Genomic DNA, 21,998 nt, shown 5'->3' on the forward strand with positions numbered 1-21,998 from the left:
ACACGCGGTCGGAACGGGCGCCGTCAGAGGGTGCGCAGCAGCACCGCCGGCTGTTCCACGCAGTCCGCCACGTACCGCAGGAAACCTCCCGCCGTGCCGCCGTCGCACACCCGGTGGTCGAAGGTGAGGGACAGCTGGACGACCTGGCGCACGGCCAGTTCGCCCTCGTGCACCCAGGGCTTGGCGACGATGCGGCCGACGCCGAGCATGGCCGCCTCCGGGTGGTTGATGATCGGCGTGGAGCCGTCGACGCCGAACACGCCGTAGTTGTTCAGCGTGAACGTGCCGCCCGTCAGTTCACCGGGCGTCAGCCGGCCCTCGTGGGCCGCCTCGGTGAGCCGGGCGAACTCCGCGGTGAGCCCCTCGGCGTCCCGGGCGTGCGCGTCCCGCACGACCGGCACGACCAGACCGCGGTCCGTCTGCGCGGCGAAGCCGAGGTGGACGTCGTCGAACCGGACGATCTCCCGGGCCTCCGTGTCGACCGTGGCGTTCAGCTCCGGGAAGCGGGCCAGGGCCGCGGTGCAGATCCGGGCCAGCAGGGCGACCAGAGAGATCTTCGGCCCGCCGGAGGCGTTCATCGCGGTGCGCGCCCGCATCAGTCCGGTCGCGTCGGCGTCCACCCAGCAGGTCGCGTCCGGGATCTCGCGCCGGCTGCGGGAGAGCTTGTCGGCGACGGCGCCGCGGACCCCCTTGAGCGGCGTGCGGACGGTGCCGGAACGCGGGGCGCCGGGTGTGGTGGCGGAGGCCGGGGCGGTGGGCGCGGTGACCGGTGCGCGGCCCGTCCGCGCCTCGTGGTCCGCCGCACGGCCGCCCTGCGCGGCGGAGGCCCGCAGCGCGTACTCCACGTCCGCCCGCAGGATCAGCCCGTCCGGTCCCGAACCGGTCAGCTCGCGCAGGTCCAGGTCGTTCTGCCGGGCCAGCCTGCGCACCAGCGGGGAGATCACCGGAACCGGACCGTCCACCAAGCCTTCCACCGGACCGTCCGCCGATCCTTCCACCGGACCGTCCACCGGCCCCGCGACGCGCACCCGGCCGTTCGTCCGCACGGCCGCACCGGTGGCCGCCCGACGGTCGGGACGCACCCTGCGCCGCCGTGCGGGCGCCTCGGAGGTGCCGTATCCGACGAGGACATTGCCGGAACCGGCGGCCTCGGCCCTCGCCGCGACCGGCTCCGCGGCCCTGCTCTCCCCGCCGGTACTCGCCGCGCCCGCGCTCTCCGCGACCCTGCTCTCGCCACCCGCGCTCGCCGCGGCCTCCGTCCCCGCGGCCGGTGCGGCCCCGTCCTCCCCCGTGCCCACCGCCACGGTCACCAGCGGCGCCCCGACGGGCAGCTCCGTGCCCTCCTCGCCGAAGCGGGCGGTGACCACGCCGCCGTAGGGACAGGGCACCTCGACCATCGCCTTGGCCGTCTCGACCTCGACGACCGGCTGGTCGACGGCGACCACGTCGCCGACCTCGACGAGCCAGCGCACGATCTCCGCCTCGGTGAGCCCCTCACCGAGGTCGGGGAGCCGGAACTCCTGACCGCGTCCCTCAGAAGCGTGTGCCATCAGCTTTCGGCCTCCCACTGCAGGCGCCCCACGGCGTCCAGGATCCGGTCCACACCGGGCAGGTGGTGACGCTCCAGCATCGGCGGCGGGTACGGGACGTCGAACCCGGCCACACGCAGCACCGGCGCCTCCAGGTGGTGGAAGCACCGCTCCGTGACCCGGGCCGCGATCTCCCCGCCCGGGCCCCCGAAGGAGCCCGACTCGTGGACGACGACCGCGCGTCCCGTCCGCCGCACCGAAGCGCACACCGTCTCGTCGTCGAACGGCACCAGGGAGCGCAGGTCGACGACTTCGAGGTCCCAGCCCTCGGCCCGGGCCGCCTCGGCCGCCTCCATGCAGACGGCCAGCGACGGCCCGTACGTGATGAGTGTGGCGCTCCGGCCGGAACGCCGCACCACCGCGCGGCCTGTCGGTTCAACGGCTGCCGGTTCCTCGGGGTTCCAGGCCTCCTTCGACCAGTACAGACGCTTGGGTTCGAGGAAGACCACCGGGTCGTCGGAGGCGATGGACTCGCGCAGCAGCCCGTAGGCGTCGGCGACGGTGGCGGGCGTGACGACGTGGAGCCCCGGAGTCGCCATGTAGTACGCCTCGGACGAGTCGCTGTGGTGCTCGACGCCGCCGATGCCGCCGCCGTAGGGAATGCGGATGGTCAGCGGCAGGGGCAGCGCGCCGCGCGTGCGGTTGCGCATCTTGGTGACGTGGCTGACGACCTGCTCGAACGCCGGGTAGGCGAAGGCGTCGAACTGCATCTCCACGACCGGGCGCAGCCCGTACATCGCCATGCCGACGGCCGCGCCGAGGATGCCGGCCTCGGCGAGCGGGGTGTCCGTGCAGCGGTCCTCGCCGAACTCCTTGGCGAGCCCGTCGGTGACCCGGAAGACGCCGCCGAGGGTGCCCACGTCCTCGCCCAGCACGTGGACGCCCGGGTCGGCGGCCATGGCGTCGCGCAGCGCGCGCGTGAGGGCCTGCGCCATGGTGGCCGGCCTGACCGCGGCAGTCGTCATCGGGGCCCTCCTTCGGGCGCCCCGGACACGGATCCGGTCGCCGTCCCCGCGTGCGTCGCCGCGTCCGTGGTGGCTTCCGTCTCCGCTTCCGACTCGGTCTCCGTCTCCGCCTCGGCCTCGGCCTCGGCCGCCAGCTCGGCGCGCAGCAGTTCGCGCTGCTCGCGCAGCTGCGGGGTCGGCTCGGCGTAGACGTGGGCGAACAGGTCCATCGGGTCGAGCTCCGGATCCTCGTTCATCCGGGCGCGCAGGCCGGCGGCCATGGTCTCGGCGTCCTCCCGGGCGGCGCGGACACCCTCCTCGTCGAGCAGCCCGCGTCCGGTCAGCTCCCGCTCCAGCAGGTCGACCGGGTCGTGCCGGCGCCAGGCCGCCACCTCGTCGTCGCCGCGGTACCGCGTGGCGTCGTCGGCGTTGGTGTGCGCCTCGACGCGGTACGTCACCGCCTCCACCAGCGTGGGACCACCACCCTCGCGCGCGTGCCGCACGGCGTCGGTCAGGACCTCGTGCACGGCGGCGGCGTCGTTGCCGTCCACCAGGCGGCCGGGCATCCCGTAGCCGACGGCCTTGTGGGCCAGCGACGGGGCGGCGGTCTGCTTGGCGAGCGGGACGGAGATCGCGAAGCCGTTGTTCTGCACCAGGAAGACGACCGGCGCCCGCCAGACGGCGGCGAAGTTCAGCGCCTCGTGGAAGTCGCCCTCACTGGTGCCGCCGTCGCCGACCATGGCCAGCGCGACCACGTCGTCGCCCTTGAGGCGGGCGGCGTGGGCGAGACCCACGGCGTGCGGCAGCTGGGTGGCGAGCGGGGTGGACAGCGGGGCGACCCGGTGCGCGCGGGGGTCGTAGCCGGTGTGCCAGTCGCCGCGCAGCAGGGTGAGGGCCTCGACCGGGTCGACACCGCGGGTGACGACGGCGAGGGTGTCGCGGTAGCTGGGGAAGAGCCAGTCGCGCTCCTCCAGCGCCAGCGCGGCGGCGACCTCGCAGGCCTCCTGGCCGGTGCTGGACGGGTAGACGGCCAGTCGGCCCTGCTTGGTCAGCGCCGTGGCCTGCGTGTTGTAGCGCCGGCCGTGGACCAGGCGGGCGTAGAGCGTGCGCAGCAGCGCGGGGTCGACGCGCTCGGCGGCCTTCGTGCCGAGGACGCGGTACGGCTCCGCGTCGGGCAGCAGCGGCGCGGGCTCGGTACGGGCCTGCCAGGCGGGCGGCGGTGTGGGCCGGTACGCGCCCCGCTGCTCCATGACCGTCATGACGGCACCTCCTCCTCGTGGGAGCGGCTGTGGGCTCGCCACGGGTGTGACGGGCCTCACCTACCGATTGTTCGGTCGTCGGCACATTTTGGCTACACGCGGCCCCAGGCTGTGGACAAACGGTTCTCCACAGCCTGAGATGGACGCACAACGTCCATGGCGGGAAGGCGGGGGCACGTGGCAGCTGAACAAATGGCCGAGCACCCGGAGGAGGGCGGCGGCGCCGAGGAGGCCGCGCCCCCGCCGCCCCCGCGCCCACTGGACGCCATCGACCAGGACATCCTGCGCATGCTCCAGGCGGACGGCCGCGCCTCGATACGGTCGGTCGCCGAGCGGGTGCACGTCTCGCGCGCGAACGCCTACGCCCGCATCAACCGGCTCGTCGAGGACGGCGTCATCCGCGGCTTCGGCGCCCGCGTCGACCACGAACGCGCGGGTCACGGCACCTCGGCCTACATCACCCTGAAGATCGTGCAGAACACCTGGCGCACGGTCCGCGCAGAGCTGCGCCGACTGCCCGGCGCCTCGCACATCGCCCTGGTGGGTGGCGACTTCGACGTCCTGCTGCTGGTCCACACCCCCGACAACCGGGCCCTGCGCGAGCTGGTGCTCAGCCGCCTCCAGGCCATCCCGGAGGTGCTCAGCACCCGCACCCTGCTGGTCTTCGAGACCGAGGACCTCGAACCGCAGAACTGACCGCCGCCGCCGACCGCGACGCCGCCCCGCAGGGCATGCAGGCCGGGGCTCGGCGGCGGGGCACCGACGGCAGCGAGGCACCGACGGCGACGGCGACGGCTCTCAGGACGCCTTGCGCAGCCCGCCGAAGACCAGCCGCGCCACCGCGTCGACCACCTCGCGCTCCCCCGTGCCGTCCCGGCCGTCACGGCCGTCCCGTCCGTCGGGAGCGTCGGGGCGGTACCACTCGACGATCGAGTTGATCATGCCGAAGACCAGGCGGGTCGCGAGCCGCACCTCCACGTCGGCGCGCACGTCCCCCTCGGCCGCCGCGTCCTTGAGCAGGGCGGCGACCCGGTGGTCGAACTCGCGCCGCCGCTCCAGCGCCCAGCGCTCGGTGCCGGTGTTGCCGCGCACCCGCAGCAGCAGCGTCACGTAGGGCAGTTCGGCCATGAGCACCTCGACCATGCGCCGCACGACGTACTCCAGCCGCGCGGCCGCGGAGCCCACGCGCGCGTGCTCCTCGTCGAGGATCCCGAAGAGCCCGTCCAGCGCCCGGCTCACGGCCCGGCGCAGCAGCTCCTCCTTGCCGGCGACGTGGTGGTATATCGAGGACTTGGAGATCCCCGCCGCCCTGGACAGGTGCTCCATGGAGGTGCCGTCGTAGCCGCGCTCGATGAAGACCTGCACGGCGACGGACAGCAGCGTCTCGGGCGTGTACGTGTCGCGCTTGGCGGTGCTCATGAGGAGGTGCCCTCCTGCTCGTCGGCGGCGTACGCGTGCCGGGTGAGCGCCGGGGAGGGCGCGTACCGGCCCGAAGGGGCGCACTCGTGCAGGTTGCCGAGGACCCCGCGGACCCAGTCCGCGCCGAGCCGGCGGCTCCACTCCAGGGGGCCCACGGGGTAGTTGACACCCAGGCGCATCGCGGTGTCGACGTCCTCGGCGGTGGCCACCCCCTTGGCGACCGCCTCGACCGCCAGGTCGACGAGCCGCGCCACCGTACGGGCGACGATCATGCCGGGAACGTCGCCGATGACGCTGACCTTCTTGCCGAGCGCCTGGAAGAGGCCGGTGGCCTCGGCGACCGTGCGCGGCGCGGCGGACGGCGGGGCGGACAGGGCGACACGCGTCGCCGCGCGGTAGTCGAGCGCCAGGTCGAAGTGGACGGTGTCCCGGGACGCCGCCGGGGCGCGGCCGTCGGCGAGCGCGAGCCGGCCGCCGCCGGGCAGGACCAGCCGGGTGCCGCGGTCCGCGTCCTCCGTGCGGACGCCATCCGCGCGAACGTCCTCCGCGCGGACCTCGATGCCCGCCTCGCGGATCAGCGCGAGCAGTTCGCCGGCCGGGCCCAGGTCACCCCGGGCGACGACGTACGCGGGCGCGTCCGCGGGCTCCGCGGTGTGCGGCCCGGGGCGCTCGGCGCCCTCCCGGTAGTCGTACCAGCCCCGTCCGCTCTTGCGGCCGAGCCGGCCGGATTCGACCAGCCGGCGCTGGGCGAGCGACGGGGTGAAGCGCACGTCCTGGAAGAACGCCTGCCACACGGAGTGCGTGACGGACTCGTTGACGTCCTGCCCGATGAGGTCGGTCAGCTCGAACGCGCCCATCCTGAAGCCGCCCGACTCGCGCAGCACGGCGTCGATGGTGGCCGGGTCGGCGCCCCGGTCCTCGTGGACGGCGAGCGCCTCGGCGTAGAAGGGCCGGGCGACGCGGTTGACGACGAACCCGGGGGTGTCGGCGCAGCCGACCGGCGTCTTGCCCCAGGCGCGGGCCGTGTCGTGCGCACGCGCGGCCGACGCGGGGTCGGTGGCGAACCCGGAGACGACCTCCACCAGCGGGAGCAGCGGTGCGGGGTTGAAGAAGTGCAGGCCGACGCAGCGGCCCGGACGGCGCAGCGCGCCGCCGATCGCGGTGACGGACAGGGAGGAGGTGTTGGTGGCGAGCAGGCAGTCGTCGCCGACGACGTCCTCCAGGGCGCGGAACAGCTCCTGCTTGGCGTCCAGCCGCTCCACGACCGCCTCGACGACGAGCGCGCAGCCGGCGAGGCCGTCGAGGCTCTCGGCGGGCGTGAGCCGGGCGCGGGCCGCGTCCCGTCCGGCGCCGGTGAGGCGTTCCTTCTCGACGAGCCGGTCGAGCCGGGCGCCGATCGCGTCGGCCGCTTCCCGGGCCCGCCCGGGGACGGTGTCGTACAGCCGCACGGGATGGCCCGCGACCAGCGCCACCTGGGCGATGCCCTGGCCCATGGTGCCGGTGCCGACGACGGCCACGGGGCTGCTGAGGTCGAGTGCTGTCATGTGCGCGATCCTCCCGCACGGGGTTTTCCACAGATGCGGCGGTCCCCCTTGTCCCGACCGATCGTTCGGTTACTCTAGCCGTGTCCACCTGTTCCTGCCCAGGTTTCCCCCAGGTCCACGGACTCGACGGAGAGCCGACGGAGCGCCCGCGGCAGTCCGGCGTTCTCGCGCTTCGGCGAGATCGGCACGTTCCACCGGTCCGTGGGAGACGAGGAGTTGGTCCCGCATGGCCGCCGAACTCACCGCACAGCAGCTGATCGCCCAGCACCGGCCGACCCTGGACCTGGCGCTGGAGACGATCCGCACGCGCGCGTACTGGTCCCCCCACCCCGAGCACCCCAAGGCCTACGGGGAGAACGGCAGCCTCGGCACGGCCGCGGGCAAGGCCGCCTTCGACGCCCTGCTCGGCACCCGCCTCGACCTCGGCCAGCCCGGCACCGACGGCTGGGTCGGCGGCGAGGTCTCCCCGTACGGCGTCGAGCTGGGCGTGGAGTACCCGCACCCGGACCTCGACGTGCTGCTGCCCGCCATGAGGGCCGGACAGAAGGCGTGGCGCGACGCGGGCCCGGAGCTGCGCGCGCTGGTCTGCCTGGAGATCCTCGGGCGGATCGCCGCCCGGACCATGGAGTTCGCCCAGGCCGTCATGCACACCTCCGGGCAGGCCTTCATGATGGCCTTCCAGGCGGGCGGCCCGCACGCCCAGGACCGCGGCATGGAGGCCGTGGCCCACGCGTACGCGGAGCAGTCCCGCACGCCCGGGACGGCGGAGTGGACCAAGCCGCAGGGCAAGCGCGACCCGCTCGCGCTCACCAAGCGGTTCACCCCCGTCCCGCGCGGCATCGGCCTGGTCGTCGGCTGCAACACCTTCCCGACGTGGAACGGCTACCCGGGACTCTTCGCCTCCCTCGCCACCGGCAACGCGGTCCTGGTCAAACCGCACCCCCGCGCGGTGCTGCCGCTCGCGCTCACCGTCCGGGTCGCCCGCGACGTCCTCGCCGAGGCCGGCTTCGACCCGAACCTGGTGGCGCTGGCCGCCGAGCGCCCCGGCGAGGGCATCGCCAAGACGCTGGCGACCCGCCCCGAGATCCGGATCGTCGACTACACCGGCTCCACCGCCTTCGGCGACTGGCTGGAGGCCAACGCCCGCCAGGCCCAGGTGTACACGGAGAAGGCCGGCGTCAACACGGTGCTCGTGGAGTCGACCGACGACTACCAGGGCATGCTCGCCAACCTGGCGTTCTCGCTCTCCCTCTACAGCGGCCAGATGTGCACCACCCCGCAGAACCTGCTGATCCCCCGCGACGGCATCCGCACCGACCAGGGCCACAAGACCTACGACGAGGTGAGCGCCGGCCTCGCCCGCGCCGTGGACGCCCTCCTCGGCGACGACGCCCGCGCGAACGGCCTGCTCGGCGCGATCGTCAACCCGGACGTCAAGGCCCGCCTGGAGGCCGCCGCCGGACTCGGCGAGGTCGCCCTCGCCTCGCGCGAGGTGACCAACCCGGACTTCCCGGACGCGGTCGTGCGCACGCCGGTGATCGTCAAGCTGGACGCCGCCAAGCCGGGGGACGAGGCCGCGTACACCAGTGAGTGCTTCGGCCCCGTCTCCTTCGCCGTGGCCGTCGACTCCGCCGCCCACGCCCTGGAGCTGCTGCGGCACAGCGTCCGCGAGAAGGGCGCGATGACGGTGGGCGCGTACACGACCGACGCGGAGGTCGAGGAGGCCGTCCAGGAGGTCTGCCTGGACGAGGCCGCCCAGCTCTCCCTCAACCTGACCGGCGGGGTGTACGTCAACCAGACGGCCGCCTTCTCCGACTTCCACGGCTCGGGCGGCAACCCGGCGGCCAACGCGGCCCTGTGCGACGGCGCGTTCGTCGCCGGCCGCTTCCACGTGGTGGAGGTCCGCCGACCGGCCTGAGCCGGGGCGCCGGGGCCTGTCGTCAGGACACGGGCGGTACGGCCCCGGTGGCGCTCCAGTGGTACAGCGTCATGGCGACGCTGGTCGCGAGGTTGTAGCTGGACACCTGAGGGCGCATCGGGAGCGCCACCAGGTGGTCGGCACGTGCGCGCAGCTCCCGCGAGAGTCCACTGCGCTCGGAGCCGAACGCGAGCAGCGCGTCGTCCGGCAGCTTCAGCCCCCGGATGTCCTCGCCCTCCGGGTCCAGCGCGAACACCGGCCCCGGCGGCAGCTCCGCCACCTCCAGCCGCTCGACGGCGGTCGCGAAGTGCAGCCCCGCCCCGCCGCGCACCACCGTGGGGTGCCAGGGGTCGAGCGTCCCGGTGGTGACCACGCCGGTCGCGCCGAAGCCCGCCGCCAGCCGGATCACCGCCCCCGCGTTGCCGAGGTTGCGCGGCTGGTCGAGGACCACCACGGGCGTGCGCCGGGGCGTGCGCGCCAGCGCCGCCAGGTTGGCCGCACGCGGGGGCCGTACCGCCAGGGCGGCCACCGCGGTGGGGTGCGGCCGCGCGACGAGCCCCGCGTACGCCTCGTGTGCCACCTCGGCCAGCAGGCCGTCCAGCCTCTCCCGCACGTCGGGGGCCAGCTCGTCGGCGAGGGCCAGGGCGCCCGCGCGGTCACCGGCGACGGCCACCGGGACCTCGGCACCGAACCGCAGCGCGTGCTTGAGCGCGTGGAAGCCGTCGAGCAGTACGCACGCGTCCGCGTGCCGGCGCCAGACGGACAGCACGGGCGGCACAGACGGCACGGACTGCGGGCCGGACTCGGTCATGCCCGGAAGCCTACGTGCGTCTCCTCGGAGCCCTCGCCCCGCTCGCCCGCGTCCCCGCCGCGCTTGCCCGCGTCCTCGCCGTCCCTGCCCGAGTCCTCGCCGGAGTCTTTGCCGTCCCCCGGCCCGGCCCCGGGCTCCGTCCGCGGCCCCGGCACCGCCGCCGTACCCCCGCCACGGTCGCCACCGTCGCGCCCGCTGCCCGGTGCCCCCGCCGACAGCCGGCCCGGCAGCCGCGCACGCCCGCGTGCCACCCAGCCGCCCGCGCGGCGCAGGAACGACGTCGGCAGGAAGACCACGTCGGCGGCGATCATGGCCAGCGAGAAGAACGGCAGCCCGAGCGTCACGGCGATCACCGCGTGCTCGATCATCATCACCGCGAGCAGCACGTTCTTGACCCGCCGGTTGAACAGCGTGAACGGGAAGGCCACCTGCACGGCGACCGTGCCGTAGGTGATGAGCATGACCATCGTGCCGCTGGCGGCCAGGGCGTCGGAGAGCGCGGGCCAGGGCGAGAAGTAGTCCAGGTGCAGCGGGTAGTAGACGGCCGTGCCGTCCTGCCAGCGCGAGCCCTGGATCTTGTACCAGCCGGCGGTGGCGTAGATCAGACAGGCCTCGGCCATGATCACGACCAGCGCGCCGTTGTGCACGATGTTGGTGACGACGTCCAGCAGGATCCGCGGCTGGCTCCCCTCCGCCAAGCGCCCCACGGCCCACCAGAGGCCGAGCGCCGCCCACACCGCCCACAGCAGCACCGGGACCAACCAGTCGCCGTCCATGCCGCCCGCCAGCGTCACGGTGAGCAGCAGGAAGCCGAAGACGCACCACAGGACGGGACCGACCCGGTCCACGACCCGCTCCCCGCGCGCGCGTGCCGCATCCGCCCGCCGCGCCCGGCGCGCGTCCAGCGACCACACCTGGCCGCAGCGGGTGAGGACCAGGTAGATGCTCATCAGGTGCAGGACGTTGTCGCCGCCGTCCCCCATGAAGACGCTGCGGTTCTGCAGCGAGAGCACGCCGACCATGAACAGCACGGACACGGTCCGGGTGCGCCAGCCCAGCAGGAGCAGCAGGCTGCTCAGCACGGCCAGCGCGTAGACGATCTCGAACCAGGCCCGTCCGTCCGACCACAGCAGCGCCGTGAACGCCCCGTTGTCCCCGACCATCTGCTCGGCCAGGTCGTGGCTCCAGGGCCCGCCCGGTCCGTACAGCTCGTCCCGGTGGGGCAGTTCGCGCAGCAGGAAGAGCAGCCAGGTCGCGGCGAAGCCGATGCGGATCACGGCGGTCTGGTACGGGCCGAGCGCTGCGCCGGTGGCGCGGGCGATGCCGCGGGAGACCGAGAGGGCGATGCCGTTCACGCGGCACCCCCTTCGCCGGCGTCCTTGCGGGCCCCGTCCTTCCGGTTCCCGTCGTCCCGGTTCCCGTCGTTCCGTTCCGGGGTGACGGACCACCAGGGCAGCTCGCGGTAGGTCGGCCGGTCGGAGACCTTCTCCCCGCTCCACGGGGGCGGCTCCACGTTGGTGGTCCGGGAACGGTACTGGACCCGCTCCACGACGCCGCCCGGTCCGGCGGCCCCGTTCCGGTCCAGGCGCAGGAGCGCGATCCGCCGGAGGTAGGTCTCGGAGAGGGATCCGCGCAGGCCCACCGGGCGGTCCTCGGAGTCGTGGCTGGAGACGAAGAAGTCCCAGGCCCGGCGGAGTTCGTTCTGCACGGTGTGACTCGGCAGCGGATTGCCGTCGATGGCGCGGCCGTCCTCGGCGGACAGGTCGTACCAGCCGGTGGTGCGTATCCCGCCGTCCGCCGTGCCGACCTCGGCGCGGACCTGGACGGCGACGTTCTGCTGGAGCGGGTTGGGCGCGAAGAGCTTCCAGTTCTGCTCGAACTCGGGGAAGACCCACTCGTCCACGGCGGAGCCGTGCTCCTTGGTGAGCGTGTTGGACGGAGCCACGTGCAGGAACACCAGGCCTATGTGGGCGCAGACGGCGACCGCGACGGCCACGAGAGCGGCCACGGCGCCGACCTGGTAGCGGGGGGAGAGCGCGGCAAATCCGGTACGGGGTCCGGAGGGTGCCACAGGCACCTCGCGTGCCTCAGGCACCTCCACCGTCTCGCCCGTCTTGCCTGTCTCCCCCGTCTCGCCTGGTGCGGACGCCTCCTCGGTCCCGTCCGACCCACCGGTTTGTTCCGCTGCGTCGTCCGGCCCGGGCGGACCCTCCCGCCCGTCCCGTCCCAGCCCCTGCCGGGCGTCCGAGCCCTTGTCGTACGCGTCCATTCCGCCCCGTTCGGTCCCGATCCGTCCATCCGCCCGCCCCGCCGCGGGACGCACACGCGCCACCGGTGCGACTGCCCGGCGGCGTTCGAACGGGAACGGTACTCAGGACCGGCCGCCCGCACAGCCCCCGGTGTGCCGCTCGCACCGTGGCCGTCGCCACATCCGGCGCGGGCCGAGCGGACGGACCGCGCGCGGGCCACCGGGAAACGCGTCGGGAAAGGCTAGAGAACGTGCCCCGGTTCGCCCTTGTCGTCCACCACCGCACGACCGGCCGCGGCCCACTCCTGCATGCCGCCGTCGACGTTCACGGCGTCGACGCCCTGCTGGACCAGGTACATGGTGGCCTGCGCCGAGCGGCCCCCGACGCGGCAGAGCACGTGCACCCGGCCGTCCTGCGGCGCCGCCTCGGCCAGCTCACCGTACCGGGCGACGAACTCGCTGAGGGGAATGTGCAGCGCCCCGGCGGCATGGCCCGCCTGCCACTCGTCGTCCTCGCGGACGTCCAGCAGGAAGTCGCCGTCCTTGAGGTCCTCGACCCCGACCGTGGGCACACCAGCTCCGAAAGTCATGCCGCAGACGCTACCCGAGCCGCCGTCCCGCCCAGCGCTGCCCGCTCAGTCCTGCCCGCTCAGTCCTGCCCGCGCACCGCAGCCAGCTCCGCCTCGCGCTCGCGCACCTGCGTCGCCAGCTGCTCGGCGATCTCCTCCAGCAGGCGGTCGGGGTCGTCGGGCGCCAGCCGGAGCATGGCGCCGATCGCGCTCCCCTCCAGCTCCTTGGCGAGCAGCGTGAGCATCTCCTTGCGCCGGTCGAGCCATTCGAGGCGGGCGTACAGCTCCTCGCCCCGGCTCGGGCGGCGCTCGGGCACCGGACCCGCCGCCCACTCCTCGGCCAGCTCGCGCAGCTCCTCCGCGTCGCCGCGGGCGTAGGCGGCGTTGACGCGGGTGATGAACTCCTCGCGCCGCACCCGCTCGGCCTCCTCCTGGGCCAGGTCGGGGTGGGCCTTGCGGGCCAGCTCGCGGTAGAGCTTGCGGGCCTCCTCGCTCGGCCGGACCCGCTGCGGGGGCCGTACCGGCTGGTCCGTCAGCATCGCCGTGGCCTCCGGGAACAGCCCGTCCCCGTCCATCCAGCCGTGCAGCAGCTCCTCGACCCCCGGGATCGGCGTCAGCGCGGCCCGCGCCTCGTCGGCCCGGCGCCGGTCCTCGGCCTCGCCGGTGCGGGCCGCCCTGGCCTCCAGGAGCTGCGCCTCCAGCTCCTCCAGCCGGGCGTACACCGGGCCGAGGCGCTGTTCGTGCAGCCGCGAGAAGTTCTCGACCTCCACGCGGAAGGTCTCCAGCGCGATCTCGTACTCGATGAGTGCCTGCTCGGCAGCCCGTACGGCCTGCTCCAGCCGTTCCTCGGGACGCGGCGCGGCACCCTCGGCGCCGGTGCCGTCGTCGCCCTGCTCAGCTTCCGGGGTCGTCACCCGTCCAGCCTAGGGCCTGTCCGGCGTCTCTCCCACACCCCCGGCTCGGCCGCCACCCGGCCCGACCGCACCGCGGCCACCAACCGGGCGTGGTCCGCCTCCGTGCGGTCGGCGTAGGCGACGGCGAAGGCGGCGACCGCCTCGTCCAGTTCGCCGTTCTTGCCGCAGTACCCCGCGACGGCCCGCGGGTCCGCGCTGTGCGCGTGGGCGCGGGCCAGCAGCGCGCCGGTCATGCGGCCGTAGTCGTCCAGCTGGTCGGCGGCGAGCGCCGCCGGGTCCACGCTGCCCTTGCGGTTGCGGAATTGCCGCACCTGGAAGGGCCGCCCGTCGACCGTCGTCCAGCCCAGCAGGATGTCGCTGACGACCTGCATCCGCTTCTGCCCCATGACCACCCGGCGGCCCTCGTGCGCGGCTGAGGGGGCCTCGAAACCGGCGGCCGCCAGGTGCGGCAGCAGCGCGGAGGGCCGGGCCTCCTTGACCTGGAGGACGAGCGGCTCGCCCCGGTGGTCCAGGAGCAGCACGACGTACGACCGCGTGCCCACGCTGCCGGTGCCGACGACCCGGAAGGCGACGTCGTGCACCGCGTACCGGGCCAGCAGCGGCAGCCGGTCCTCGGAGAGGGTGCCCAGGTACTCAGCCAGGGCGCCGGAGACCGCCGCCGCCTCCGCGTCGGTGGCCCGGCGCAGCACCGGCGGAGCGTCCACGAAGCGCCGCCCGCCGTCCTCCGCGGGCTCGGTCGACTTGGCGGCGAAGCGCCCGCTGGTGTTGGCCCGCGCCTTCTCGGAGACCCGCTCCAGGGTGCCGAGCAGGTCGTGGGCGTCGGTGTGGGAGACGAGTTCCTCGTCCGCGATGGCGTTCCAGGCGTCCTGCGCGGAGAGTCTGGCCAGCAGCCGCATGGTGCGCCGGTAGGCACCCGCCGCGTCGTGGGCGGCCTCGCGGCAGGTGTCCTCGTCGGCGCCGGCCTCCCGGCCCGCGAGGACGAGCGAGGCGGCGAGCCGCTTGAGGTCCCACTCCCAGGGGCCGTGCACCGTCTCGTCGAAGTCGTTCAGGTCGATGACCAGGCCACCGCGGGCGTCGCCGTAGAGACCGAAGTTCGCGGCGTGCGCGTCGCCGCAGATCTGGGCGCCGATCCCGGTCACCGGCGTGCGCGCCAGGTCGTACGCCATCAGGCCCGCCGACCCGCGCAGGAACGCGAAGGGCGTCGCCGCCATCCGCCCGGCCCGGATCGGAGTGAGGCCGGGTATTCGGCCGCGGTTGGACTCCTCGACCGCGCTCACCGCGTCCGGCCGGGCGGCGTCCAGGTCGAGTGCGGCGTGCGCGGACCGCGGCACGCGCGTGCGCAGGGCCTTGCCCTCGGCCTTCGGCGAACCGTCCGCCGGCCACCGCGCGAACCCCGGCACGACCGGCACCCGCACACCCTCTGCCACGCTCCCCGCGTCCGCGCTCCGCACGCCGGCGCCGCCCCCGCGCGCACGTTCCGAGCCCTCCGCGCCCTCGGCTCCCGTACGCGCCCCCGGCACCTCCCCGGCCGCCGTCCGCCTGCCTGCCCCCGCCGTCGCCCCGGTCATCCCGGCCGCCCTCCCCGCCTTCGTTCCTGGTCGCCCGTACCCGCCCGGGCCGGCCGCCTGCCGCACACGCCGTGCGCCCTGCACGCCGTACGCCGCGCGGGCCCGCCCGCGCCGCACCGGCCGCCCGTCCCCCGGGCCCGGCGCCGACGCGCCACGACCGTACCCCCGGCCACACCCCCGTACACCGCACTCCGCCGCACCCCGCACTCCGCCGCACTGGCACACCGGCGCCCCGTCCGCCCCCGCCCCCCTGAGACCTTCCTCACAGCGCACCACCCGCGCACCGCCCCGCCGCCTGGGCCGACCCCGCGTCCCGGCAGGCGTCCGGACATGCGAAAGGCCCCCAGGTCTGGGACCTGGGGGCCTTTCGGCTGGTGCGCGAGGGGGGAGTTGAACCCCCACGCCCTTTCGGGCACTGGAACCTGAATCCAGCGCGTCTGCCTATTCCGCCACCCGCGCATTGGGTGTGTCTTCCGGGCCTTGCCTTGCGGCGCGGCGCCTTCCGACACCAGAACATTAGCACGCTGGAAGGGGTGCGTTCACACGCCTTATTGCGCCCGGGAGCAGGGCACCCGTCCGCCTCCGGGCACTCGTCGCGGTCCCTGCCCGTTCACGTATCAACCTCGTACCGGTCCGGCCCGTCTCACCAGGAGCCGGTAGGGGTCCGCGGCCAGGTGCGGGACACTGGTCCGCGGCCGCCTCTACGATCCTGGGCATGAGTACCCGTGGGGGACCGTCCCGACGCTCCCCGGAGTTCGAAGGACAGCTCCAACGGGAACTCCGAGAGGCGTCGACACCCGTCGACCGGGCCGACAGGGGGAACCAGCCGATCGAGCGGCGCGTGGATACGATCAGTAAGCAGTACCAGGTGGGCAGTGCGCGAAAGAGCGCCCCGCACACCGGCAGTGCGCAGGTCAGCACTACGCACGGCGGCAGTACGCAGTACAGCAGCATGCAGGGCAGTGGACAGGACGGCAGCGACGGAGGAGGTGCCCCATGGGAGTCCTGAAGAAGTTCGAGCAGCGCCTCGAAGGTCTGGTCAACGGCACCTTCGCGAAGGTCTTCAAGTCCGAGGTGCAGCCCGTGGAGATCGCGGGAGCGCTCCAGCGCGAGTGCGACAACAACGCGACCATCTGGAACCGCGACCGCACCGTCGTACCCAATGACTTCATCGTGGAACTGAGCACGCCCGACTTCGAGCGGCTCAGCCCCTACTCCGGACAGCTCGGCGACGAGCTGGCCGGCATGGTCCGCGAATACGCCAAGCAGCAGCGCTACACCTTCATGGGACCGATCAAGGTCAACCTGGAGAAGGCGGACGACCTGGACACCGGCCTGTACCGGGTCCGCAGCCGTACCCTCGCCTCCTCCAGCGGCCAGCAGGGCGGTCCGGGCCCCGCGGCTCCCCCCGCCCCCACCGGCCGGCCCGGCGCACCGGACGGCGGTTACGGCTACCCGCCGGCCGCCGCACCCGCGGGCGCCCCGCCCATGCCGGCCGCGCCGCCGCCCGGCGGCCGCCCCGGCGGCTACGGCTACCCGCAGCCCGCGGGCGGCCAGCAACCCCCGGCCGCGCCCGCCTCCGGCGGACGCACCCGCCACTGGATCGAGATCAACGGCAACCGCCACCAGATCTCCCGCGCGACCCTCGTGCTCGGACGCAGCACCGAGGCCGACGTGCGGATCGACGACCCCGGCGTCTCCCGCCGGCACTGCGAGATCCGGCCCGGAACGCCCACGACGATCCAGGACCTCGGGTCCACCAACGGCATCGTGGTGGACGGGCAGCACACCACCCGCGCTACGCTCCGCGACGGCTCCCGCATCGTCGTGGGCAGCACCACCGTTATCTACAGGCAAGCCGAAGGGTGATCCGGGGGCAATGTCAGAGCTGACCCTCACGGTCATGCGGCTGGGTTTTCTCGCCGTACTGTGGCTGTTCGTGATCGTGGCCGTGCAGGTCATCCGCAGCGACCTGTTCGGTACGCGGGTCACCCAGCGCGGAGCACGGCGCGACGCCGGCCGACCGCAGCAGGCCGCCGCGCGCCAGGGCCAGGCGCCACCACCGCAGCGCCAGCAGTCCGGCGGCGGGCGCGGCCGCCGGGGCGCGCCCACCAAACTGGTCGTCACCGAGGGCACCCTCACCGGCACCACCGTTGCCCTCCAGGGCCAGACCATCACGCTCGGCCGGGCACACGACTCGACGATCGTGCTGGACGACGACTACGCCTCCAGCCGCCATGCCAGGATCTACCCGGACCAGAACGGTCAGTGGATCGTCGAGGACCTCGGCTCCACCAACGGCACCTACCTGGACCGGTCCCGGCTGACGACCCCCACACCGATCGGTCCGGGTTCGCCGATCCGCATCGGCAAGACCGTCATCGAGCTGCGGAAGTAGTGCTACACCAATGAAAGAGCGCGAGCGGAGCGAGCACGCAGCGGCGGCCGGCACCCCGGGCCCCGGCGCGCTCCCGACCGGAGGGTGGGCAGTGTGGCTCGACACGACCGGCTGCAGTCGGAGCCGACGGGCGAGGTGGGCATGAGTCTGTCACTGCGCTTCGCCGCCGGTTCGCACAAGGGCATGATCCGGGAGGGCAACGAGGACTCCGGCTACGCCGGCCCGCGCCTGCTCGCCATCGCCGACGGCATGGGCGGCCAGGCCGCCGGTGAGGTCGCCTCCTCCGAGGTGATCTCCACCATCGTCGCCCTCGACGACGACGTGCCCGGCTCCGACGTCCTCACCTCCCTCGGTGCCGCCGTGCAGCGCGCCAACGACCAGCTGCGGCAGATGGTCGAGGAGGACCCCGCCCTGGAGGGCATGGGCACCACGCTCACCGCCCTGCTGTGGACCGGCCAGCGCCTGGGCATGGTCCACGTCGGCGACTCGCGCGCCTACCTGCTGCGCGACGGCGTCCTCACGCAGATCACGCAGGACCACACCTGGGTGCAGCGCCTCGTCGACGAGGGACGCATCACCGAGGAGGAGGCCGGCACCCACCCGCAGCGCTCGCTGCTGATGCGGGCCCTCGGCAGCGGCGACCACGTCGAACCCGACCTGTCCATCCGCGAGGTGCGGGCCGGCGACCGCTACCTCATCTGCTCCGACGGACTCTCCGGCGTCGTCTCCCACCAGACGATGGAGGACACCCTCGCCAGCTACCAGGGCCCCCAGGAGACCGTCCAGGAGCTGATCCAGCTCGCGCTGCGCGGCGGCGGCCCCGACAACATCACCGTCATCGTCGCCGACGTCCTCGACATCGACACCGGCGACACCCTCGCCGCACAGCTCTACGACACCCCCGTGGTCGTCGGCGCCGTCGCCGAGAACCAGGCCCAGACGGGCGACAACGGCATCATGCAGACCCCGGCCGGCCGCGCCGCGGGCCTCGGCCGCCAGGGCGGACAGCCCGGCGGGGGCGGCGAGTTCGGGCCGCCCGGCAGCGGTGACACCACCGGCTACGTCCCGGCCGGCGGCTTCGACGACTACGGCCCCGACGACTTCGTCAAGCCCCGCAAGGGCCGCAAGTGGCTGAAGCGGTCCTTCTACACCGTGCTCGCCCTCGCCGTGATCGGCGGCGGCACCTACGGCGGCTGGCGCTGGACGCAGACCCAGTACTACGTCGGCACCAGCGACGACCACGTCGCGCTCTACCGGGGCATCAGCCAGGACCTCGCCTGGGTCTCGCTCTCCAAGGTCCAGAAGGACCACCCCGAGATCGAACTCAAGTACCTCCCGCCCTACCAGCAGAAACTGGTCGAGGCCACCATCGCCGAGGGCGACCTCAACGACGCCCGGGCCAAGATCGAGGAACTGGCCGTCCAGGCCTCCGCCTGCAAGAAGCAGGCAGACCGGCGCGCCTCGGAGACCGACAAGAACGCGAAGACGGGTGAGGGCGAGGCCGGAGGCACCACGGGAACCACGCCCGCCTCCTTCACGTCCAAGGCCTCACCGAGTCCCGACCCCTCGCAGAACGAGTCGCAGAACGAGTCGGAGTCACCGAAGGCACCCGACTCGTCCCCGTCCACGACCGCACCCAACCCAGGCTCCGGACCGACCCTCTCGGAGGAAGAGCAGAAGGTCGTCTCGCTGTGCGGTAAGCAGTAGGCAAGCCGTGAGAGGCCCTGTCACACGATGAGCAGTACTACCAACCCGTCGACGCACCACACGTCCACGATCGGCGCCATCGGCGCCCCGAGCCGGCGCAACACCGAGCTGGCCCTGCTCGTGTTCGCCGTCCTCATCCCGGTCTTCGCCTACGCCAACGTGGGCCTGGCCATCAACGACGAGGTGCCCGCCGGCCTGCTGAGCTACGGTCTCGGCCTCGGCCTCCTGGCCGGCGTCGGCCACCTCGTCGTGCGCAGATTCGCGCCGTACTCGGACCCGCTGCTGCTGCCGCTGGCCACGCTGCTCAACGGACTCGGCCTCGTCGCCATCTGGCGCCTGGACCAGTCGGAACTGCTCCAGAGCATCGACCAGGCCGGCAACGCCGCCCCCCGCCAGCTGATCTACACCGCGATGGGCATCGCCCTGTTCGTCGCCGTGCTCGTCTTCCTCAAGGACCACCGCGTCCTGCAGCGCTACACCTACATCTCCATGGTCGGCGCCCTGTTCCTGCTGCTGCTGCCGCTCGTGCCGGGCCTCGGCAAGAACATCTACGGCGCCAAGATCTGGATCCAGGTCGGCTCCTTCTCCATCCAGCCCGGTGAGTTCGCCAAGATCGTCCTGGCGATCTTCTTCGCCGGCTACCTGATGGTGAAGCGCGACGCGCTCGCCCTGGCCAGCCGCCGCTTCATGGGCCTCTACCTGCCGCGCGGCCGCGACCTCGGCCCCATCCTGGTCGTCTGGATCGTCTCGATCCTGATCCTCGTCTTCGAGACCGACCTCGGCACCTCGCTGCTCTTCTTCGGCATGTTTGTGATCATGCTGTACGTCGCCACCGAGCGGACCAGCTGGATCGTCTTCGGCATGCTGATGTCCGCCGTCGGCGCCGTCGGCGTGGCCACCTTCGAACCGCACATCCAGCAGCGCGTCGACGCCTGGCTCGACCCGATGCGCGAGTTCGCGCTCTCCCGCGCCAACCAGGTCGGCCACTCCGAGCAGGCCATGCAGGCCCTGTGGGCCTTCGGCTCCGGCGGCACCCTCGGCACCGGCTGGGGCCAGGGCCACTCCGAGCTGATCCGCTTCGCCGCCAACTCCGACTTCATCCTCGCCACCTTCGGCGAGGAGCTCGGCCTCGCCGGACTGATGGCGCTGCTCCTGCTCTACGCGTTGATCGTGGAACGCGGCGTGCGCACCGCCCTCGCCGCCCGCGACCCCTTCGGCAAGCTCCTCGCCATCGGCCTCTCCGGCGCCTTCGCGCTCCAGGTCTTCGTCGTCGCCGGCGGCGTGATGGGCCTCATCCCGCTCACCGGTATGACCATGCCCTTCCTGGCCTACGGCGGTTCCTCCGTCATCGCCAACTGGGCGTTGATCGGCATTCTGCTGCGCATCAGCGACACCGCGCGCAGACCGGCACCCGCCGCGCCCGCCAACCCCGACGCCGAGATGACCCAGGTGGTCCGCCCGTGAACAAGCCACTGCGCCGCATCGCGATCTTCTGCGGTCTGCTGGTCCTCACCCTGCTCATCCGCGACAACTGGCTGCAGTACGTCCAGGCGGACGAGCTCAAGGAGGACGAGCACAACCGCCGCGTCGCCATCGAGCGGTACGCCAGTCCCCGCGGCGACATCATCGTCGACGGCAACGCCATCACCGGCCACGCCACCACCGAGGGCGACTTCAAGTACAAGCGCACCTACAAGGACGGCGCCATGTGGGCGCCCGTCACCGGCTACGTCTCCCAGGCCTACGGCGCCACCCAGATCGAGGCCATCAACGACGGGATCCTCACCGGCAACGACGACCGGCTCTTCTTCCGCAACACCCTCGACATGATCACGGGCAAGAAGCGCGAGGGCGGCAACGTCGTCACCACCCTGAACGGCGCCGCGCAGAAGGCCGCCTACGACGGTCTGAAGAAGCAGGGCGCCAAGGGCGCGGTCGTCGCGCTCGAACCGTCCACCGGCAAGATCCTCTCGATGGCCTCCTACCCGTCGTACGACCCCACCTCCATCGCGGGCGGCGACGACGCGGCGGGCGAGGCGTGGACCAAGCTGCAGAAGAAGAACGACCCCGACGACCCGATGCTCAACCGGGCCCTGCGCGAGGTCTACCCGCCCGGCTCCACCTTCAAGGTGGTCACCGCGGCGGCGGCGCTGGAGAACGACTTGTACGGCTCGGCGGACGAGAAGACCGACTCGCCGCTGCCGTGGACCATGCCCGGCACCACCACCGAGCTGCCCAACGAGGGCGACCTCCCCTGCAAGGACGCCACCCTCCGCGAGGCGCTGCGGGTCTCCTGCAACACCGTCTTCGGCAAGGTCGGCTCCGACCTCGGCAACGAGAAGATGCTGGAGGAGGCCAAGAAGTTCGGCTTCACCGAGGAGCAGTTCGTCCCGGTCCGCTCCAGCGCGTCGGTCTTCTCCGAGGACATGGCGCCGTCCGAGGTCGCCCAGTCCTCCATCGGCCAGTTCAACACCGCCGCGTCCCCGCTGCAGATGGCCATGGTCGCCTCGGCCGTCGCCAACAACGGCACCCTGATGAAGCCGTACATGGTCGACGAACTCCAGGCCCCGAACCTCGACACGATCGAGAAGACGGATCCCGAGGAGATGAGCAAGCCGCTGTCCGCGGACAACGCCCAGATCCTGCAGTCCATGATGGAGACCGTTGTCGAGGACGGCACGGGAACCAACGCGCAGATCGACGGCGTCAAGGTGGGTGGCAAGACCGGTACCGCGCAGCACGGTGTCGACAACAGCGAGAACCCCTACGCCTGGTTCCTCTCGTACGCCAAGGGTGACGACGGCGGCGCGCCCGTCGCCGTGGCCGTGGTGATCGAGGACGAGAACGCCGGCCGCGACGACATCTCGGGCGGCGGCCTCGCGGCGCCGATCGCGAAGAACGTCATGGAGGCCGTCATCGACAGCAAGAAGTGACCGCGTCATGAACGGGACGTGACTCCGGTCACGTCCCCTTCACATCGGCGCACGTTGCGATACCGGTCCTGTATCGGCTGCCCGGCTCGGCCAAAGGGCCCCCAGCGAGCCGGGTACGGTAGGCCGGACGGCAGCCTCCGACCGTACAAGCAGGCCGGTCGGGACCGACGGAGAGGG

At 73.1% G+C, this 21,998-nt stretch carries 18 protein-coding genes and 1 tRNA gene; 7 read left to right on the forward strand and 12 right to left on the reverse strand.

The window, feature by feature from the left end; all coding sequences use genetic code 11:
• Positions 1-23 precede the first annotated feature (23 nt).
• The 3 genes from IG94_RS0116355 to pdhA are packed head-to-tail and all read right to left on the reverse strand — an operon-like array spanning position 24 to position 3,792.
• The gene (locus IG94_RS0116355; protein WP_031036420.1) at positions 24-1,550 is read right to left on the reverse strand and encodes a dihydrolipoamide acetyltransferase family protein; all 1,527 of its coding nucleotides are present in this window, start codon (positions 1,548-1,550) and stop codon (positions 24-26) included.
• Complete coding sequence (locus IG94_RS0116360; protein ID WP_031036422.1) at positions 1,550-2,554, reverse strand: alpha-ketoacid dehydrogenase subunit beta; 1,005 nt, start codon at positions 2,552-2,554, stop codon at positions 1,550-1,552. The genes IG94_RS0116355 and IG94_RS0116360 overlap by 1 nt, the downstream gene beginning before the upstream one ends.
• Complete coding sequence (gene pdhA / locus IG94_RS0116365) at positions 2,551-3,792, reverse strand: pyruvate dehydrogenase (acetyl-transferring) E1 component subunit alpha (protein WP_169752366.1); 1,242 nt, start codon at positions 3,790-3,792, stop codon at positions 2,551-2,553. Before pdhA ends, IG94_RS0116360 begins: the two co-directional genes overlap by 4 nt.
• 192 nt (positions 3,793-3,984) lie before the next feature.
• Here pdhA and IG94_RS0116370 point away from each other — a divergent pair, with 192 nt between their 5' ends.
• On the forward strand, positions 3,985-4,488 hold the full coding sequence (locus IG94_RS0116370) for an Lrp/AsnC family transcriptional regulator (protein WP_031036427.1): 504 nt from the start codon (positions 3,985-3,987) through the stop codon (positions 4,486-4,488).
• A 102-nt stretch (positions 4,489-4,590) separates the two neighbouring features.
• Here IG94_RS0116370 and IG94_RS0116375 read toward each other — a convergent pair whose 3' ends face one another.
• Positions 4,591-5,211, reverse strand: a complete 621-nt coding sequence (locus IG94_RS0116375; protein ID WP_031036429.1) for a TetR/AcrR family transcriptional regulator — start codon at positions 5,209-5,211, stop codon at positions 4,591-4,593.
• Positions 5,208-6,755: a 3-hydroxyacyl-CoA dehydrogenase gene (locus IG94_RS0116380; RefSeq protein WP_031036432.1), complete on the reverse strand. Its 1,548-nt coding sequence runs from the start codon at positions 6,753-6,755 to the stop codon at positions 5,208-5,210. The genes IG94_RS0116375 and IG94_RS0116380 overlap by 4 nt, the downstream gene beginning before the upstream one ends.
• A 226-nt stretch (positions 6,756-6,981) precedes the next feature.
• Between IG94_RS0116380 and paaN the strand changes: the two genes are divergently transcribed.
• Complete coding sequence (paaN, locus tag IG94_RS0116385; RefSeq protein ID WP_031036435.1) at positions 6,982-8,673, forward strand: phenylacetic acid degradation protein PaaN; 1,692 nt, start codon at positions 6,982-6,984, stop codon at positions 8,671-8,673.
• Between the two features lie 22 nt (positions 8,674-8,695).
• Here the strand turns inward: paaN and IG94_RS0116390 are convergent, their stop codons facing one another.
• The 7 genes from IG94_RS0116390 to IG94_RS0116420 all read right to left on the reverse strand — a co-directional run bounded on the left by IG94_RS0116390 (position 8,696) and on the right by IG94_RS0116420 (position 15,242).
• Positions 8,696-9,484 carry a TrmH family RNA methyltransferase gene (locus IG94_RS0116390; RefSeq protein ID WP_031036436.1) on the reverse strand — a complete coding sequence of 263 codons (789 nt, stop codon included), beginning with the start codon at positions 9,482-9,484 and terminating at the stop codon, positions 8,696-8,698.
• The gene (locus tag IG94_RS0116395; protein ID WP_031036439.1) at positions 9,481-10,839 is read right to left on the reverse strand and encodes an HTTM domain-containing protein; all 1,359 of its coding nucleotides are present in this window, start codon (positions 10,837-10,839) and stop codon (positions 9,481-9,483) included. Before IG94_RS0116395 ends, IG94_RS0116390 begins: the two co-directional genes overlap by 4 nt.
• On the reverse strand, positions 10,836-11,753 hold the full coding sequence (locus IG94_RS0116400; protein ID WP_078892322.1) for a DUF5819 family protein: 918 nt from the start codon (positions 11,751-11,753) through the stop codon (positions 10,836-10,838). Before IG94_RS0116400 ends, IG94_RS0116395 begins: the two co-directional genes overlap by 4 nt.
• A 221-nt stretch (positions 11,754-11,974) precedes the next feature.
• On the reverse strand, positions 11,975-12,304 hold the full coding sequence (locus IG94_RS0116405) for a rhodanese-like domain-containing protein (protein ID WP_031036443.1): 330 nt from the start codon (positions 12,302-12,304) through the stop codon (positions 11,975-11,977).
• A 77-nt stretch (positions 12,305-12,381) separates the two neighbouring features.
• Positions 12,382-13,215, reverse strand: coding sequence for a hypothetical protein (locus IG94_RS0116410; RefSeq protein WP_031036445.1), 834 nt, complete (start codon positions 13,213-13,215; stop codon positions 12,382-12,384).
• A complete protein-coding gene (locus IG94_RS0116415; protein WP_308043524.1) occupies positions 13,212-14,642 on the reverse strand; it encodes a DUF2252 domain-containing protein in 1,431 nt (476 codons plus the stop codon). The genes IG94_RS0116410 and IG94_RS0116415 overlap by 4 nt, the downstream gene beginning before the upstream one ends.
• A gap of 513 nt (positions 14,643-15,155) precedes the next feature.
• Positions 15,156-15,242 (reverse strand) — tRNA-Leu (locus IG94_RS0116420).
• Between the two features lie 537 nt (positions 15,243-15,779).
• On the opposite strand from IG94_RS0116420, the gene IG94_RS0116425 reads away from it, so the two are divergent.
• The 5 genes from IG94_RS0116425 (at position 15,780) to IG94_RS0116445 (ending at position 21,821) form a co-directional block, all read left to right on the forward strand.
• Positions 15,780-16,652 (forward strand): FHA domain-containing protein, encoded by an 873-nt coding sequence (locus IG94_RS0116425; protein WP_031036451.1) that lies wholly within the window; start codon positions 15,780-15,782, stop codon positions 16,650-16,652.
• A 10-nt stretch (positions 16,653-16,662) separates the two neighbouring features.
• Complete coding sequence (gene fhaB, locus IG94_RS0116430; RefSeq protein ID WP_031036453.1) at positions 16,663-17,181, forward strand: antibiotic biosynthesis regulator FhaB; 519 nt, start codon at positions 16,663-16,665, stop codon at positions 17,179-17,181.
• A gap of 141 nt (positions 17,182-17,322) precedes the next feature.
• A complete protein-coding gene (locus IG94_RS0116435) occupies positions 17,323-18,888 on the forward strand; it encodes a Stp1/IreP family PP2C-type Ser/Thr phosphatase (protein ID WP_037764086.1) in 1,566 nt (521 codons plus the stop codon).
• Between the two features lie 27 nt (positions 18,889-18,915).
• Positions 18,916-20,352, forward strand: coding sequence for an FtsW/RodA/SpoVE family cell cycle protein (locus tag IG94_RS0116440; protein ID WP_031036456.1), 1,437 nt, complete (start codon positions 18,916-18,918; stop codon positions 20,350-20,352).
• The gene (locus IG94_RS0116445; protein WP_031036459.1) at positions 20,349-21,821 is read left to right on the forward strand and encodes a peptidoglycan D,D-transpeptidase FtsI family protein; all 1,473 of its coding nucleotides are present in this window, start codon (positions 20,349-20,351) and stop codon (positions 21,819-21,821) included. Before IG94_RS0116440 ends, IG94_RS0116445 begins: the two co-directional genes overlap by 4 nt.
• The last annotated feature ends 177 nt before the right edge of the window (positions 21,822-21,998 follow it).

Origin of the sequence: Streptomyces olivaceus, from assembly GCF_000721235.1 — a bacterium.
Taxonomy (GTDB): Bacteria; Actinomycetota; Actinomycetes; order Streptomycetales; family Streptomycetaceae; genus Streptomyces; species Streptomyces olivaceus.